This is a genomic window from Mycobacterium sp. SMC-17 (assembly GCF_045310915.1).
In the GTDB taxonomy this organism is placed as follows: domain Bacteria; phylum Actinomycetota; class Actinomycetes; order Mycobacteriales; family Mycobacteriaceae; genus Mycobacterium.
Genome location: NZ_JBJIAK010000014.1, coordinates 35,973 through 50,505, shown reverse-complemented (window position 1 = coordinate 50,505; position 14,533 = coordinate 35,973). Strand labels below are relative to the sequence as shown.

The following is a 14,533-nucleotide window of genomic DNA, read 5'->3' as shown; positions in this document are numbered from 1 at the left end:
TACTGGGTGTGCACTCAGCTTGCCCCGGGGCGACCTCCGAATCGGCCGACAATCTGTATCAGGTTCCGGATGTGGATTTACACTTTGTAAATGCCGACCGTCGCCGAGATCGTCGCCCTGCCGGTCATCCAGCAGGGCGAGCCCGAGATTCTCTGCGCGACCGGATTCGATCGCCCGATCCGCTGGGTCCACGTCAGTGATGTCCCGGATCTCTCGGAGGTCCTGCAGGGTGGCGAACTGGTGCTGACTACGGGTGCCGCGCTGCGCGCCGCGCCGCTGGACTACCTGCGGTCGGTGGCCGCCGCGCAGGCCGTCGGCGTCGTCGTCGAACTCGGTGCGGGCGCCGTGCCGCTGCCGGTCAACGTCGGCGCGATCGCGGAGGAACTGGGGCTGGCCCTGGTGGCGGTGCGCCGGGTGATCAAGTTCGTCGAGGTGACCGAACAGGTGCACCGGGTGATCGTCGCCGACCAGTACCAGGAGGTCGATTTCGCGCGACAGACGCACGAGGTGTTCACCGACCTGAGCATGCGCCGGGCGACGCCCGCCGGAATCGCCGAGGCGGCGGCGAATCTGCTCGGTGCACCCGTGGTCCTCGAGGACCTCAACCACCAGGCGATCGCGGTGGCGACGGCCGGCCGTCCCACCCCAGATGTGTTGCGCGACTGGCAACGTCGGTCGCGTCAGCACGAGACCGGGGCCGAGCGGACGGACGACTGGGTGATCAGTGAGGTGGGCCGCGGCGACGATGCATGGGGCCGCCTGATCGCGCTGAGCACCGCCGAAGGTGTGGCGGCCAGGTTCACCATGGTGCTGGAGCGGGCATCCCAGGCGCTGGTGCTGCACCGCATGGCCGAGCGCGGCCGCACCGACATCGAACACCAGGCGCAGGCCGGCCTGCTGGAAGACGTTGCGCGCGAACGTATCCGGTTCGAGGACGAGGCGACCGCGCGCGCCTTCGCGTTGGGCCTGCGGCCGGCGGCGCAGTACCTGCCCGCGACGCTGCGGATCGCGGGCTGGGCGGCTGACGCCGACCCGGTCTCCGAACAACGCCGCAGCGCGCGCCTGCTCGACGTCGTCACGCGGTCGGTGAAGGCATTGGGGCACACCGGATTGTTCTCACTGCGCGGGCCCGGCGAAATCGCCATGGTGCTGTCGCTCAACGCGCGTGCGGGCAGCGCGCTGGAGCCGCTGGGCCGGGCCCTGCGGCGCGATGCCGAGCGCGCCGTCGACGCCCACGGCCTGGTGCTCGGTCTCGGCACCCCGGCGCCGGCGTTGATCGAGGCGATCCACCGCATCACCGATGCCGCCCACGTCGCCGAGGCGGCGCTGTCACTGCCCGCGTCGCAGCGCGTCTGCTTCCGGGTCGCCGACATCCGGCTGCGCGGACTGCTCTCGATGTTGCGGTCCGACCCGCGGGTGCAGCGCTTCGCCGAAGGGGAGTTGCGCGCGCTGATCCTGCACGACATCGAAACCGGAGACGCGCTTCTCGACGTCTTGCGCGGATACCTGGAACTCGGCGGCAACAAGACGGCGCTGGCGTCGCGACTGCATCTGAGCCGCCCGTCGCTGTACGCGAAGCTGAACCGGATCGAGCAGATTCTGGGCGTCGATCTGGCCGACGGCGAGTCGGCTACCTCATTGCACGTGGCGTTGCTGATCCTGGAGACACGCAACGCTTTCGGTGGCGCCGGCGCGCCGCTGTGACATGCTTCTGACCGTGTCGGGCACATCGCAGAACCGCCAGGGCAATGCCACCCGCGCCAAGCTGGTGAAGACGGCCGAGAAGCTCTTCGCCGAGCAGGGCGTGGACGCCGTCTCGGTGCGCTCGGTCAACGCCGCGGCCGGCCTCGGCGCTGCCTCGGTGCACTACCACTTCGGTTCCAAGGACGAGTTGCTGCGTGCGGTGGTTCTGGACCTCGGCGCCGCGGTCGGCGCGGCCATCCAGGCGAATGTCGATGTGCTGGCGGCGGATTCGGCCGCGCCGTCGCCCGACGCGTTGGTCCGCGCCGTCACGGCGCCCTATCTGGACCTGCTGCGCCGGCAGCGCACCCGCGGGATGCGCTGGATCAAGATCATGGCGCAGATCACCCAGGCCGGTCCGGCCGACGAAACCATCGAGCCCAAGCTGCGGGTCGCCCTGCTGGCACAGGTGCGGCGCGCCTTCCCGAACGCCGACGAAGAGCGGCTCGAGGCGCGCTGGGCGGTGTCCATCATGGGCTTCGTGCAGGGCCTGAGCCGCGCCGACGAATGGGACCGCGCCAAGCTGTCGGCCCCGGCCCTCGAAGCGTTCTACGAAGATCTCGTGACTTTCGTCGTCGGCGGCACCGAGCGGCTGCTCAACTCCTAACCACGAGCGTGCGTGTCTGAACGCAACACGCCGCGAATTACGTGCACTTTTGTCACGCTCGCGGCTGCTGAGCGTGCCGATATTTATGGATCACTTGATCCAATCGAGTGATCGGATTACAGTCGGCCGGGCAAGCCGAGACAGCCCGCACCGAGAACCAGGAGACCACCGTGAGCAGCGTTGCCCAGTGGAGCCCGACGTCCATGAAGTTCGGGGCGTTCCTCGCCCCGTACCATCCGCTCGACGCCGACCCGGCGCTGCAGTTGCGCCGCGACATCGACCTGATGACGCACCTGGACCACCTCGGCTTCGAAGAGGCGTGGATGGGGGAGCATCACTCGACCGGTGCCGAGATCGTCCCGGCGCCAGATGTTTTCATCGCCGCTGCGGCCGAACGCACCGAGCGCATCCGCTTCGGCACCGGTGTGATGTCGCTGCCGTACCACCACCCGCTGATCACCGCCGACCGCATCACCCAGCTGGACCTGCAGACCCGTGGCCGGCTTATCGTCGGCACCGGCCCCGGCAAGATTCCGCTCGACGCACACATGATGGGCATCACGACCACCAACCAGCGCCGCATGCAGGGTGAGGCCCTGGAGGCCGTGCTCGCGCTGCTGCGCGGCGAGGTCGTCAACATGGAGACCGACTGGTTCACCCTGCGCGACGCCCGCGCGCAGCTGCCCACCTACAACCCGGCCGGCATCGAGGTCGTCACCGCTTCGACAATCTCGCCCAACGGATCGGTGCTGGCCGGCAAGCACGGCCTGTCGCTGCTGTCGCTGGCCGCCAGCTCGCAGGCCGGCTACGAATCACTCGACCGCAACTGGGGTGTGTACGAACAGGTTTCGGCCGAGAACGGCTACGTCGCCGACCGGTCGACGTGGCGTCTGGTCAACCCGATGTTCATCGCCGAGACGCGCGCGGAGGCCGAGCGCGCCGTCAGCCGTCGCATCCACCACATCGCCGAGTACGTCAACCGGCAGCAGAACATCAACCCGGACTGGGCGCAGACGCCGGCCGGCATCATCGACTACTGGCGGAACGAGTCGCTCGGCGAGTTCGGCCAGGCCATCATCGGCACGCCGGAGGACGCCATCGCCCAGATCGACCGCCTCATCGAGAAGACGGGCGGCTTCGGCACGCTGCTGATCATGCACGTGGACCTCGCCGACTGGGAGAACACCAAGCGCAGCTATGAGCTGTTCGCCTCCGAGGTCATCCCGCACTTCCGTCGCCGCAACGTCGCCCGGCAGGCCAGCCTGCAGTTCGCACAGGACAACTCCGAGGTGCTGATCGGCAATCTCGTCGGCGCCATCACCAAGGCGTACACCGATTACTACGGCCGGCCGACCGACCTCCCCGCCACTCCGGCGCCTTCAACCGAACTCAACACCGCAGGAGCACACGCATGAAGGCAGCACAGTTCATCGACGGCCAGTTCACCGTGACGGACGTGCCGGAGCCCCCGGTCACCGGTCCGGGCCAGCTACGTATCAAAGTGGCGGCCTGCGGCATCTGCGGCAGTGACCTGAGCATGTCCAAGGACCCGTGCCGGTTCGTGTCCGTCGCCGCCGGCGCCGGCTTCCCGTTCGCCGTCTTCGACGCCACCCGTCCGGTGGTGCTGGGCCACGAATGGTCGGGCGTCGTCGTCGAAACCGGCGAGGGCGTCGACGATTTCGCGGTCGACGACCGCGTCACCGGCCTCGGTATCACCACCGAGCAGAACGGGATGCCGACCATCATCGGCTACTCGAACGACTACCACGGGGCGTTCGGCGAGTACATCGTCGTCGACGCGTTCTGGGTCCGGCACGTGCCCGACGGCCTGTCGCTGGAGCATGCCGCTCTGGCCGAGCCGCTACACGTCGGCGAGATGCACATGCAGCAGTCCGGGCTGACGGCCGCGGATACCGCACTCGTGATCGGCTGCGGTTCGATCGGTCTGGGCACGATCCTCGCCGCGAAAGCTGCCGGCGCGCACCTCGTCATCGCGTCCGAGCCGTCGCCGAAGCGGCGCGAACTGGCCGCGAAGATGGGCGCCGACATCGTCGTCGACCCCAATGAGCAGGACCCGATCGAGGTCTACAACGAGTTGCTGGGTAGCGGCAAGACCGGCGGCGGCCTGCTGATCGCCTACGAGTGCAGCGGCCGGGTCGGCACGCTCAACACCCTGACGCACACGCTGCCATGGGGTTCGCGGATTCAGGTGGTGGCATCGCCGTTCGCCGAGGAGACCATCATCCCGGTGGTGGCGCAGATGCGGCAGATCGCGATCAACTTCGGTCACGGCCCCTATGAGCAGGCGTACGAGAAGGTGCTGGCTCGACTGGCTGCCGGTGAGATCGACGCAGAAGCCCTGATCACGGGACGTACCGGGCTCGACGGCATCGCAGATGCGTTCACCGCACTGCGGAATCCGGACGAGCACGTCAAGATCCTGGTACTGCCGTCCTGAGATCGTGAGCAGCGTTACCGACGTGTAGCCGTGTCGATCACGGGACAGGCGGGCCCGGGTGCGGCACAGTTAACTGTATGGCCGGTCAAATGATTCCGAAGCCCAGCGACCTGAAGGCCGCGGCCCAGTCCGCGGTCGATGCTGCCCAGTCCGCCGTCGAGATGACGCAGGCGGTGGCCAGCGGTGCGTTGCGCATTCCGCCGGCCTCCGTCCAACTCGCCGCCCAGGTGCCCGATCTCATCGAGAATCTGGCGGTGGCCACCGAGCGGCTCAACACCACGATCGACCGGACCGAGCGGGTCATGGCCATGGCCGATCCCATGTTCCGCACGCTCGACGCCCTGCTGCCGCAACTGGAAGCCCTGGTCAATACCGGCAACGAGGTGTTCCGGCTGCTGTCGAACATCCCCGGCGTTTCGAGGCTGAATCCCTTCGGTGGCGGGCCCAGGCCGCCGCAAGACAAGTGATTTGTGCACGATTTTCCGCGGCCAGCGCGGAAAATCGTGCACAAATCACTGCAGGGCGCTGAAGCGGATCGCCAGTCCGTCGATGAATGCGGTCAGGGCCAGTTCGAAACCGGCCGTGTCGATCTGGTCGGCCTTGCCGCGAAGTAGGTGTGCCTGGCCCATGTGCGGGTAGCGGTCGCGGTAGACCTGCACGTCGTCGGTGAACCCGCGTGAGAAGGAGCCGACGGTCGACCCGAGCACCAGTGACCGGGTGGCGGCGCCGATCAGGGTCGCTTCGCGCGGTGGCCAGCCGGCGCCGACCAGTCCGCCGTGTACGGCGTCGGCGATCCGCAGACTCACATCGCGTCGGCCCGGTCCGGTCGCGAGGTAGGGCACGAGATTCGGGTGTGCTGCCAGCGCGGCGCGGTGCGAGCGCGCCCACGCGGCCAGCGCGTCCTGCCAGTCGTCGCCGCGGTCGAACCCGGACGTGTCGATTTCCCCGGCAACGCGACTCGCGACGGCGTCGAGCACGTCGTCCTTGGTGGGGTAGTGCTTGTACAGCGACGACGCCTGCACGCCGAGTTCGGCGGCCAGCTTGCGCATCGACATCTCGGCGAGGCCGTCGCGATCGATCAATTCCAATGCGGTGTCACGGATGAGTTCGCGGTTGAGCAGCGGTACGCGGGGCCTGCCCATCTGCGTCTCCCTTGAATTAGCGAACGTCGTTAGCTTATTGTGACAGCAACAAGCTAACACTGTTCACCACTTCTGAGGAGATGTCTGTGAAACGCGAGGTCTACAGCGAAGAGCACGAGGATTACCGGGCCATGATCCGGGCCTTCGTCGAGGCCGAGGTGAGTCCCGTCTACGACGAGTGGTTCGAGAAGGGCCTGGTGCCGCGCGAGTTCTACTACAAACTCGGCGAACTCGGTATCTTCGGCGCGGAAATCCCGGAGGAGTACGGCGGCGAGGGCCTGACCTCGTACAAGTTCCAGGCGATCCTGACCGAGGAACTGGCGCGCGCCGCAGTGTCGTTCGGCGGCTCCAGCGTGCACGTCGGCCTGTGTCTGCCGTACATCCGCGACATCGGCAACGAAGAGCAGAAGAAGCGCTGGTTCCCCGGCATGCTCAGCGGCGAGATCATGTTCGCGATCGCGATGACCGAGCCCGGCACCGGTTCCGACCTCGCCGGAATGCGTACCACCGCAAAGCTTTCCGAGGATGGCACCCACTACGTCCTCAACGGCTCCAAGACCTTCATCACCGGTGGTGTGCACGCCGATCGCGTGATCGTCTGTGCCCGTACCTCGGCCCCCAAGGAAGACGACCGCCGCTTCGGCATCTCGCTGCTGGTGGTCGACACCAAGCTGGAGGGTTACTCGGTCGGCCGCAAGCTCGACAAGCTGGGCCTGCGCTGCTCGGACACCGCCGAGCTGAACTTCACCGACGTCAAGGTCCCGGTCGAGGACATCCTCGGCGAGGCCGACCAAGGCTTCAACTACCTCGGCCAGAACCTGCCGCGCGAGCGGCTCGGTATCGCCGTCAGCGCGTACGCGCAGGCCAAGGCCGCCGTCCGGTTCGCCGTGCAGTACACCAAGGACCGCACCGTGTTCGGCAAGCCGGTCGCCTCGTTCCAGAACACCAAGTTCGAGCTCGCGGCCTGCCAGGCCGACGTCGATGCGATGGAAGCCGTCGTCGACCGTGCCATGGAAGCCCACGACCTCGACGAGCTGTCCGCGGCCGATGCCGCCAAGGCCAAACTGTTCTGCACCGACGCCGCGGCGCGCGTCATCGACCGCTGCCTGCAATTGCACGGCGGCTACGGCTACATCAACGAGTACCCGATTGCCCGGCTGTACGCCGACAACCGCGTCGGCCGCATCTACGGCGGTACCAGTGAGGTCATGAAGATGATCATCGCCAAGGACATGGGTCTGTAGAAATCCCGCTGTCGCAGTGTGCGAAGGCGCCCGTCGGAGTAACTTGAATCCCGGGCGCCTTCGGCATTTTCGGGCCTGGCGAGGCGCCCGAATCGAGGGAATAACGCAAGTGGCAGCCCCGCGACATCACGTGCACGTGTGTGACCACCCGCTCACGCGAGGGCAGGCGCGCCGACTCAGTCGGCGCTTCGCCGTCGCGGGAGTGCAGATCGAACCCGGACGCCTGCAGGAGATCGCGGCGGGCGCGGCCACCGTCGGTGACGAACACATCGATGTCGCGTTCGCCATGGTGGCCGTGAGTTACGTCGAGGAACGCCACCACGCAAAATTGACGCGCGTTCGCCGCCGGATGGGCCGCTGGCTGCTGGTGGGTGCGATGATCGTGTTGAGTCTGTGTCTGCTCATCAGTTTGGCGATGGCCATGTTGACGCTGATGCAGCCCACGTTCACGGGGGTATGAGGAGTCGAGATCGAGAACGTACTGACGCGCTGGGCGATCGGGGTCATCGCCTTCGCGATGATCGTCGTCGCGGCTGTCCTGCCGTGGTACACCGCGCACAACGACCATGGCCACGGTTCGATGAGTGGCTGGGGAATCTGGGACATCAGCGGAAATCTCGGTGCCGAGTTGCGCCCGCTGCCCTTTGCCGTGCTGATCGTGCTCGCGGCCGGCACGATGATCGTCGCCGCGGTGCGCGCGAGGTTCGGCACCGCATTGGCCGCCGCCATCGCCTGCTTCGTGGTCAGTCTGCTGCCGTTGATGACGGGCGGCGCGGTCGACCGGCGGCTCGCCGGAAGTGATTCCGTCGCAGTCGTTCTCGGCCAGGCGGTATACCCGATGATCGTCGTCGGCGTCGTGGCCTGCGTGGTGAGCTGGATCGGCTATGCGCGGTGTGTGCTGCGTGCGGCGCCGAGAGCCGAGGCCGAGGTCCAGCCGGCCTGACCGGCATTCCACTGATCGGACGTCGGGCCTGTCCGGGCCCCCGCCCTGCGATTTACTTCGGCCATGGGTGCACAGGAACTGTTCGGTGGTGGCGTCGCGGTCATCACGGGTGCCGGCTCGGGGATCGGGGCCGGTCTGGCCCGGTACGCGGCGAAACTTGGGATGACGACGGTGCTGGCCGACGTCGACGCGGCCGCGGTCGCTGCCCTGCGCGACGAGCTGTCCGCAGCCGGCGCGACGGCCGTCGACGCGGTATGCGACGTCCGCGACGCCGAGGCCGTGCAGGCTCTGGCCGACCGGGTCAATGGTGAGATCGGGCCGGTGCGCCTACTGGTCAACAACGCCGGCATCGAGCAGTTCGGTTACCTGTGGGACACCCCGGTCGCCAACTGGGAGCGCGTCATGGACATCAATGTCAGTGGTGTCTTCCATGGCGTGCGGGCTTTCCTGCCGGCCATGCTGGCCTCCGAGGAACCCGCGTGGGTGTGGAACATGTCGTCCGTCGGTGGGGTTTCGACGGTGCAACTGCAGGCGCCGTACATCGTCAGCAAGCACGCCGTGCTGGCCCTGACCGAGTGCCTGCGCGTCGAGGTCGAGCTGGCCGGCCACGACGAGCGCGTGTGTGTGCAGGCGGTGCTGCCCGGACCGGTGCAGTCGAACATCTTCACCGCGGCCGGCGGCGTCGACGGCGGAAAAGGGGACGCCGCCGACGCGTCAGAGTCGGAGCGCACCGCGATGCACCAGATCACCGCCATGGATCCGATGACCGCCGCGGAGATCATCTTCGATCAGTCGGCCGCCGGTGGCTTCTACCTCACCACCCACCCCGACGCCGTCGCCGGTGCCATGACCGAACGCGCCCGGGTCCTCAGCGCGCAGGCGATCCCGAAGCTGCGGTCCCGCCGGTTCGCCGCCAAGTGACAAATCAGACGAGCGAGGCCAGGAGCGCGGCCAGTCCGTACTCGAACACCGCGTCGTAGTCGGTGGGGGAGCGAAGGGCGTCGACCAGCTGCTGATCCGGCCAGTCGTCGCCCCACAGCGAGGCGTCCTCTTCCTCGTGCTCGCCACTGCGAATCGCCGAAAACTGCATCAGCGCAGACGAAATCACGTGCACCTCGATGGAGCGCAAGGCCAGGGCCGCCTGATTGCCGGTGATCCCCAGCGCGGCGAGTTCGGCGGCGAGGGTCTGCTGCACCGACTGGAACAGCGACGGTGTCCGGTCGCGTTCGTGTGCGATGGCCATCAGATGCTGGCGTTCGATGAGCGCGATGCGCTGTGCGCGGGCCAGCGAGACGATGCGTTCCTCCGGGGTGTCACCGGTGGCCGGCAGGCTCGCCATCACCTCGATCAGCCGGTCGATCAGGTGGTCGAAAAGCTTGTCCCGGCCCCCGACGTGCCAGTAGATGGACGTGACGGCGACACCGAGATGCTCGGACAGGCTGCGCATGGAGAAGCCCTCGACACCGTCGCGCTCCAGAAGCGCCGCGGCGGTATCCAGGATGAGTTGAGCGTCAACAGTTTTCGACGGACCCTCCGACCCGCGCTGGGTTGCCTCAGCCATGACCACCTCCTTCAGCCTCGCCGAACACCTAATCACACCTGGGCCGCGTCCTGCCTCTGGATCTGCGGCCCATCACGGTGTAACACTGTTACAGTACTGCCGCTGACGGACGTTCGGGGGCGGCAACGAGGGAGCAGATGTGTTCGATCTGAAGATCACCGGTGGCACTGTCGTCGACGGCACGGGGGCCGACCGGTTCACCGCCGATGTCGCGATCTAAGGACGGCAAGATCGTCGAAGTGCACCGCCGCGGCCCGAACGACCCTGTGCTGTCCGGTGATTCGGCCCAGACGATCGATGCCGGCGGCAAGATCGTCGCTCCCGGGTTCGTGGACATCCACACCCACTACGACGGCCAGGTGAGCTGGGACAGCGTGCTGGAGCCCTCGAGCAACCACGGCGTGACAACGGTGGTCGCGGGCAACTGCGGCGTCGGCTTCGCGCCGGTGCGCCCGGGCCAGGAGGAGTGGTTGATCGCCCTCATGGAGGGCGTCGAGGACATCCCGGGCACTGCCCTGACCGAGGGCATCACATGGGGCTGGGAGAGCTTCGGCGAGTACCTCGACGTCATCGGGCAGCGTGAACTTGCCGTCGACATGGGCACCCAGATCGCGCACGGCGCGGTCCGCGCATACGCCATGGGAGAGCGCGGCGCCCGCAACGAACCCGCCAACGCCGACGACATCAAAACCATGGCGAAACTGGTCCAGGAAGCGATCGAGGCCGGCGCCCTGGGCTTTTCGTCGTCGCGGACACTGGCACACCGCGCCATGGACGGCGAACCGGTGCCCGGCACGTTCGCCGCCGAAGATGAGTTGTTCGCGCTGGGCCGGGCCACCGCTGCCGGCGGCGCCGCGGTCTTCGAGCTGGCCCCGCAGGGCGCGGCCGGCGAGGACATCATCGCGCCGCGCAAGGAACTCGACTGGATGCGACGGCTGGGTGAGGAGATCGACTGCGCCCTGAGTTTCGCGCTCATCCAGGTCGACGCCGACCCCAAGCTGTGGCGCGAACAGCTCGACCTGTCGGCTGCCGCGCACCAGGCGGGCAGCAGGCTGTTCCCCCAGGTCGCGGCGCGCCCGTTCGGCATGCTCCTGGGCTTTCCCGGTCACCACGCCTTCACCCACCGGCCGACCTACCGTCGGCTGGTCGCCGAATGCACGCGCGAGGAGATGGCCGAGAAGCTGGCCGAGCCCGCGGTGCGGGCCGCGATACTCGCCGAGGATGACCTGCCGATCGACCCCACCAAGTTGTTCGACGGCATGTTCATGCTGGCGCAGAATGCGGCAAATCGCCTGTACCACATCGGCGAACCGCCCGACTACGAGCCGACCGTCGAGCGCACGGTCGCGGCGATCGCGGAGCGCCGCGGCGTGGACCCGCTGGCCGCGATGTATGACCTGATGCTCGAGGCGGACGCCGGCGCCATGCTCATGTACCCGATGTTCAACTACTCCGACGGCAACCATGACGCCATCCGGGAGATGCTCACTCATCCGGCCGGGGTGCTCGGCCTTTCGGACGGCGGCGCGCACTGCAGCATGATCTGCGACGCGTCGTACCCGACCTTCCTGCTGACGCACTGGGCCCGTGATCGCCACCGCGGCGAGAAGCTGCCGCTGGAGTACGTCATCCGTAAGCAGTCGCATGACACCGCCCAGCTGTACGGGATGTCCGACCGTGGCGTGATTCAGGTGGGCAAGAAGGCCGACCTCAACGTCATCGATCTGGACGCGCTGACCCTGCACGCGCCGAAGATGGTGCACGACCTGCCCGCGGGCGGAAAACGCTTGGTGCAGGGCGCAAGTGGCTACGACGCGACGATCGTCAGCGGCACCGTGACCCGCCGGCATGGCATCGACACCGGCGCGCGGCCGGGCCGGCTGGTCCGCGGCATCCGCTAGGCCCAAGCGCCCGGACAGGGGTTGGAATCCCGATGATTCCAGGAGCATGGCGGCGCCTCCCACGCTACGTCGACGGCGCAGCATCGGCGCGGACGGCCGCGCCGATGCCTTTCGTGTCGAGTACTCGGTAATACCCACCGAGTACGTCACCAACACATCGTCGCGCTTTTTGAAAGACATTGGCACATAAGACGTTTGATGGCGCGCTTCATGCCGTCCACGTACCTTGCGTGACCCGATCGGCCGGCCTACACGTGCGGCGGTACCGCCGGCACCCGTGAGCCGGGCCGGCCCTGCCGCACAGCCGGTCAACTATTCCCTGCCCCGACGCGGCCGGTGCCGCAGTCGCTGCGATCTGCGCGCGGCTCGGCAGAGTGGTCGTATGCCCGATTCGTTTCATCTGGCCGTGGCGTTGGACGGCGCCGGCTGGCATCCGGCCGCCTGGCGCGAACCCGACGCGCGACCCGCAGACCTCTTCGACGCCGGCTACTGGACCGACCTGGTTCTCGAGGCGGAACGCGGCGCGTTGGACTTCGTGACCATCGAGGACTCGTTGGCAGTGCAATCCGACGACCCCTTCGTTCCGGACCGGCGCGTCGACCGGGTGCGGGGCCGGTTGGACGCCGTGCTGATCGCGGCGCGGATCGCGCCCCGTACCCAGCGCATCGGACTGGTGCCGACCGCCGTTGTCACGCACACGGAGCCGTTCCATGTGTCGAAATCCATCGCGACGCTCGATTACGTGAGCTCCGGCCGTGCCGGCGTGCGCGTCCAGATCGCCGGCCGTCCGGATGTGGCTGCGCACTTCGGGCGACGTGAGGCCGCGGACCGGTCGCAGGCGCTTGAATACCTCGCCGAGACTGCGGATTACGTCGAGGTGCTGCGCCGGTTATGGGACAGCTGGGAGGACGACGCCGAGATCCGGGATGCTGCCACCGGGCGCTTCATCGATCGGGACAAGCTGCACTACATCGACTTCACCGGCCGCTGGTTCTCGGTCAAGGGTCCGTCCATCACACCGCGCCCACCGCAGGGCCAGCCGATCGTCGCGGCATTGGGTCACGGCCGAGCCGGCCACGAGGTGATCGCCGGAAGCGCGGATGTCGGGTTCGTCACCCCTCGAGATGCCGCGCAGGCCGCCGAGGTCGTCGACGAAGTCCGTGGGCTGCAACATGATGCGGGCCGCGGGTCCGAGACCCTGCACATCTTCGGCGATGTGGTGGTGTTTCTCGACGACAGTGAGTCGGCAGCGCAGGCCCGCCGGCGTCGGCTCGATGATGTTGCCGGTGCCGAATATCGGAGCGACGCAGCGGTTTTCGCCGGCACCGCCGCGCAGCTGGCCGACGTGCTGACGGAATGGCACAGTGCCGGGCTGACGGGATTTCGGCTGCGGCCGGCAACCCTGCCGGACGACCTGCTTCAGATCACCGAACAACTGGTGCCCGAACTGCGGCGCCGCGGACTCTTCCGCGGCGGCTACGAATCGAACACATTGCGTGGACTGCTCGGGCTGTCGCGTCCGGCCAACCGTTATGCAAGGAGCAGCCAATGAGCAAGCCGGTCAAGCAGATTCACCTCGCGGCGCACTTTCCGGGCGTCAACAACACCACGGTGTGGAGCGACCCGGCGGCCGGCAGCCACATCGAGTTCAGCTCGTTCGCGCACTTCGCGAAGACGGCCGAGCGCGGGAAATTCGACTTCCTCTTCCTGGCCGAGGGATTGCGCCTGCGGGAGCAGAACGGACAGATCTACGACCTCGACGTCGTCGGGCGTCCGGACACCTTCACGGTGCTGGCGGCGCTGGCCGCGGTGACCGAGCGAATCGGATTGACAGGCACCATCAATTCGACCTTCAACGAGCCCTACGAGGTGGCTCGGCAGTTCGCGTCGCTGGACCACCTTTCCGAGGGTCGCGCGGCCTGGAACGTCGTGACATCGTGGGATGCGTTCACAGGCGAGAACTTTCGCCGTGGCGGGTTCTTGGCGGAGGACCAGCGCTACGAACGTGCCAAGACGTTTCTGCAGACGGCGCTGGAGCTGTTCGACTCGTGGCGCGGAGACGAGATCGTGGCCGACAAGACCGGCGGGGCGTTCCTGTCCGATCCCGACGCCGGCGCGTTCGCGCACACGGACAGTCACTTCGCCATCCACGGCCGGTTCAACGTGCCGCGCAGCCCGCAGGGGCGCCCGGTGATCTTCCAGGCGGGCGACTCGGACGAAGGCCGCGAGTTCGCGGCGTCCGCGGCGGACGCCATCTTCTCCCGGCACAGCACCCTCGAGGCCGGGCAGGCGTTCTATACCGACGTCAAGGGCAGGTTGGCGCGCTACGGGCGGCGCCATGACGAGTTGCTGATCCTGCCCGCCGCGACGTTCGTGATCGGCGACACCGATGACGAGGCGGCCGACCTCGCGCACGAGGTCCGGCTCGCCCAGGTGTCCGGGCAGACGGCGATCAAGTTCCTCGAACAGCTCTGGAACCGCGACCTCTCCGATCATGACCCGGACGGGCCGCTGCCGGCGGTGGACCCGGTCGTGGGGGAGAACACCATCGCGCGAGGCCGGGCGAGTGTGCGCATGTTCCGGGACCCGCTCGCGATCGCCGCCGAGTGGCGGGCCAAAGCCGAGGCGCAGAACCTCACGACGCGCGAGCTGATCGTCGAAGTCACCGGGCGCCAGTCGTTCATCGGATCGCCCCAGACCATCGCGGCGACGATCGACGAGTTCGTGCAGGCCGATGCCAGCGACGGATTCATCCTCGTCCCGCACATCACACCCGGCGGGCTCGACCCGTTCGTCGACCGGGTGGTGCCACTGCTCCAGGAGCGCGGGACGTACCGCACCGATTACACAGGCACCACATTGCGCGACCATCTGGGACTGGCGCCGCTGCCGCGGCCGGCAGTGCGCACGAATGTCTCCGCAGAAGTGGCGTCGTAG

Annotated in this window: 13 protein-coding genes and 1 pseudogene; 12 read left to right on the top strand and 2 right to left on the bottom strand. The window is 67.6% G+C overall.

Annotation, left to right across the window (positions count from 1 at the left end; all coding sequences use genetic code 11):
* The first annotated feature begins 90 nt into the window (after positions 1-90).
* The 5 genes from ACJH7A_RS11680 to ACJH7A_RS11660 all read left to right on the top strand — a co-directional run bounded on the left by ACJH7A_RS11680 (position 91) and on the right by ACJH7A_RS11660 (position 5,272).
* Complete coding sequence (locus ACJH7A_RS11680) at positions 91-1,704, top strand: PucR family transcriptional regulator (protein ID WP_267325864.1); 1,614 nt, start codon at positions 91-93, stop codon at positions 1,702-1,704.
* 13 nt (positions 1,705-1,717) lie between these two features.
* A complete protein-coding gene (locus tag ACJH7A_RS11675; protein ID WP_135355268.1) occupies positions 1,718-2,347 on the top strand; it encodes a TetR/AcrR family transcriptional regulator in 630 nt (209 codons plus the stop codon).
* 170 nt (positions 2,348-2,517) lie between these two features.
* A complete protein-coding gene (locus ACJH7A_RS11670; RefSeq protein ID WP_234789588.1) occupies positions 2,518-3,762 on the top strand; it encodes an LLM class flavin-dependent oxidoreductase in 1,245 nt (414 codons plus the stop codon).
* Positions 3,759-4,805, top strand: a complete 1,047-nt coding sequence (locus tag ACJH7A_RS11665) for an alcohol dehydrogenase catalytic domain-containing protein (RefSeq protein WP_406801991.1) — start codon at positions 3,759-3,761, stop codon at positions 4,803-4,805. The genes ACJH7A_RS11670 and ACJH7A_RS11665 overlap by 4 nt, the downstream gene beginning before the upstream one ends.
* A gap of 77 nt (positions 4,806-4,882) precedes the next feature.
* Positions 4,883-5,272, top strand: coding sequence for a hypothetical protein (locus tag ACJH7A_RS11660; RefSeq protein ID WP_267325862.1), 390 nt, complete (start codon positions 4,883-4,885; stop codon positions 5,270-5,272).
* Between the two features lie 45 nt (positions 5,273-5,317).
* Here the strand turns inward: ACJH7A_RS11660 and ACJH7A_RS11655 are convergent, their stop codons facing one another.
* Positions 5,318-5,947 carry a TetR/AcrR family transcriptional regulator gene (locus ACJH7A_RS11655; RefSeq protein WP_267325861.1) on the bottom strand — a complete coding sequence of 210 codons (630 nt, stop codon included), beginning with the start codon at positions 5,945-5,947 and terminating at the stop codon, positions 5,318-5,320.
* A gap of 86 nt (positions 5,948-6,033) precedes the next feature.
* Between ACJH7A_RS11655 and ACJH7A_RS11650 the strand changes: the two genes are divergently transcribed.
* From ACJH7A_RS11650 to ACJH7A_RS11635, 4 genes are all read left to right on the top strand, one after another.
* The gene (locus ACJH7A_RS11650) at positions 6,034-7,191 is read left to right on the top strand and encodes an acyl-CoA dehydrogenase family protein (RefSeq protein ID WP_020100487.1); all 1,158 of its coding nucleotides are present in this window, start codon (positions 6,034-6,036) and stop codon (positions 7,189-7,191) included.
* A 109-nt stretch (positions 7,192-7,300) separates the two neighbouring features.
* Positions 7,301-7,651 carry a hypothetical protein gene (locus tag ACJH7A_RS11645; RefSeq protein ID WP_133427381.1) on the top strand — a complete coding sequence of 117 codons (351 nt, stop codon included), beginning with the start codon at positions 7,301-7,303 and terminating at the stop codon, positions 7,649-7,651.
* Between the two features lie 57 nt (positions 7,652-7,708).
* Positions 7,709-8,134 (top strand): hypothetical protein, encoded by a 426-nt coding sequence (locus ACJH7A_RS11640; protein WP_133427382.1) that lies wholly within the window; start codon positions 7,709-7,711, stop codon positions 8,132-8,134.
* A gap of 63 nt (positions 8,135-8,197) precedes the next feature.
* On the top strand, positions 8,198-9,055 hold the full coding sequence (locus ACJH7A_RS11635; protein WP_064858130.1) for an SDR family oxidoreductase: 858 nt from the start codon (positions 8,198-8,200) through the stop codon (positions 9,053-9,055).
* A gap of 4 nt (positions 9,056-9,059) precedes the next feature.
* On the opposite strand, the gene ACJH7A_RS11630 is transcribed toward ACJH7A_RS11635, so the two are convergent.
* A complete protein-coding gene (locus ACJH7A_RS11630; protein WP_064858160.1) occupies positions 9,060-9,695 on the bottom strand; it encodes a TetR/AcrR family transcriptional regulator in 636 nt (211 codons plus the stop codon).
* 139 nt (positions 9,696-9,834) lie between these two features.
* Here ACJH7A_RS11630 and ACJH7A_RS11625 point away from each other — a divergent pair.
* The 3 genes and pseudogenes from ACJH7A_RS11625 to ACJH7A_RS11615 all read left to right on the top strand — a co-directional run bounded on the left by ACJH7A_RS11625 (position 9,835) and on the right by ACJH7A_RS11615 (position 14,533).
* A pseudogene (locus ACJH7A_RS11625) lies at positions 9,835-11,596 on the top strand (amidohydrolase family protein).
* Between the two features lie 382 nt (positions 11,597-11,978).
* Positions 11,979-13,148 (top strand): LLM class flavin-dependent oxidoreductase, encoded by a 1,170-nt coding sequence (locus ACJH7A_RS11620; protein WP_226521979.1) that lies wholly within the window; start codon positions 11,979-11,981, stop codon positions 13,146-13,148.
* Entirely contained in the window at positions 13,145-14,533 is a 1,389-nt protein-coding gene (locus tag ACJH7A_RS11615) for an NtaA/DmoA family FMN-dependent monooxygenase (RefSeq protein ID WP_061006076.1), read from the top strand. The genes ACJH7A_RS11620 and ACJH7A_RS11615 overlap by 4 nt, the downstream gene beginning before the upstream one ends.

What these genes read in the sequence shown, in the direction of transcription:
- ACJH7A_RS11680 (WP_267325864.1), top strand. Translation starts at nt 91, where the DNA reads ATGCCGACCGTCGCCGAGATCGTCGCCCTGCCGGTCATCCAGCAGGGC.
- ACJH7A_RS11665 (WP_406801991.1), top strand. Translation starts at nt 3,759, where the DNA reads ATGAAGGCAGCACAGTTCATCGACGGCCAGTTCACCGTGACGGACGTG.
- ACJH7A_RS11660 (WP_267325862.1), top strand. Translation starts at nt 4,883, where the DNA reads ATGGCCGGTCAAATGATTCCGAAGCCCAGCGACCTGAAGGCCGCGGCC.
- ACJH7A_RS11655 (WP_267325861.1), bottom strand. Translation starts at nt 5,947, where the DNA reads ATGGGCAGGCCCCGCGTACCGCTGCTCAACCGCGAACTCATCCGTGAC.
- ACJH7A_RS11640 (WP_133427382.1), top strand. Translation starts at nt 7,709, where the DNA reads ATGATCGTCGTCGCGGCTGTCCTGCCGTGGTACACCGCGCACAACGAC.
- ACJH7A_RS11635 (WP_064858130.1), top strand. Translation starts at nt 8,198, where the DNA reads ATGGGTGCACAGGAACTGTTCGGTGGTGGCGTCGCGGTCATCACGGGT.
- ACJH7A_RS11630 (WP_064858160.1), bottom strand. Translation starts at nt 9,695, where the DNA reads ATGGCTGAGGCAACCCAGCGCGGGTCGGAGGGTCCGTCGAAAACTGTT.
- ACJH7A_RS11620 (WP_226521979.1), top strand. Translation starts at nt 11,979, where the DNA reads ATGCCCGATTCGTTTCATCTGGCCGTGGCGTTGGACGGCGCCGGCTGG.
- ACJH7A_RS11615 (WP_061006076.1), top strand. Translation starts at nt 13,145, where the DNA reads ATGAGCAAGCCGGTCAAGCAGATTCACCTCGCGGCGCACTTTCCGGGC.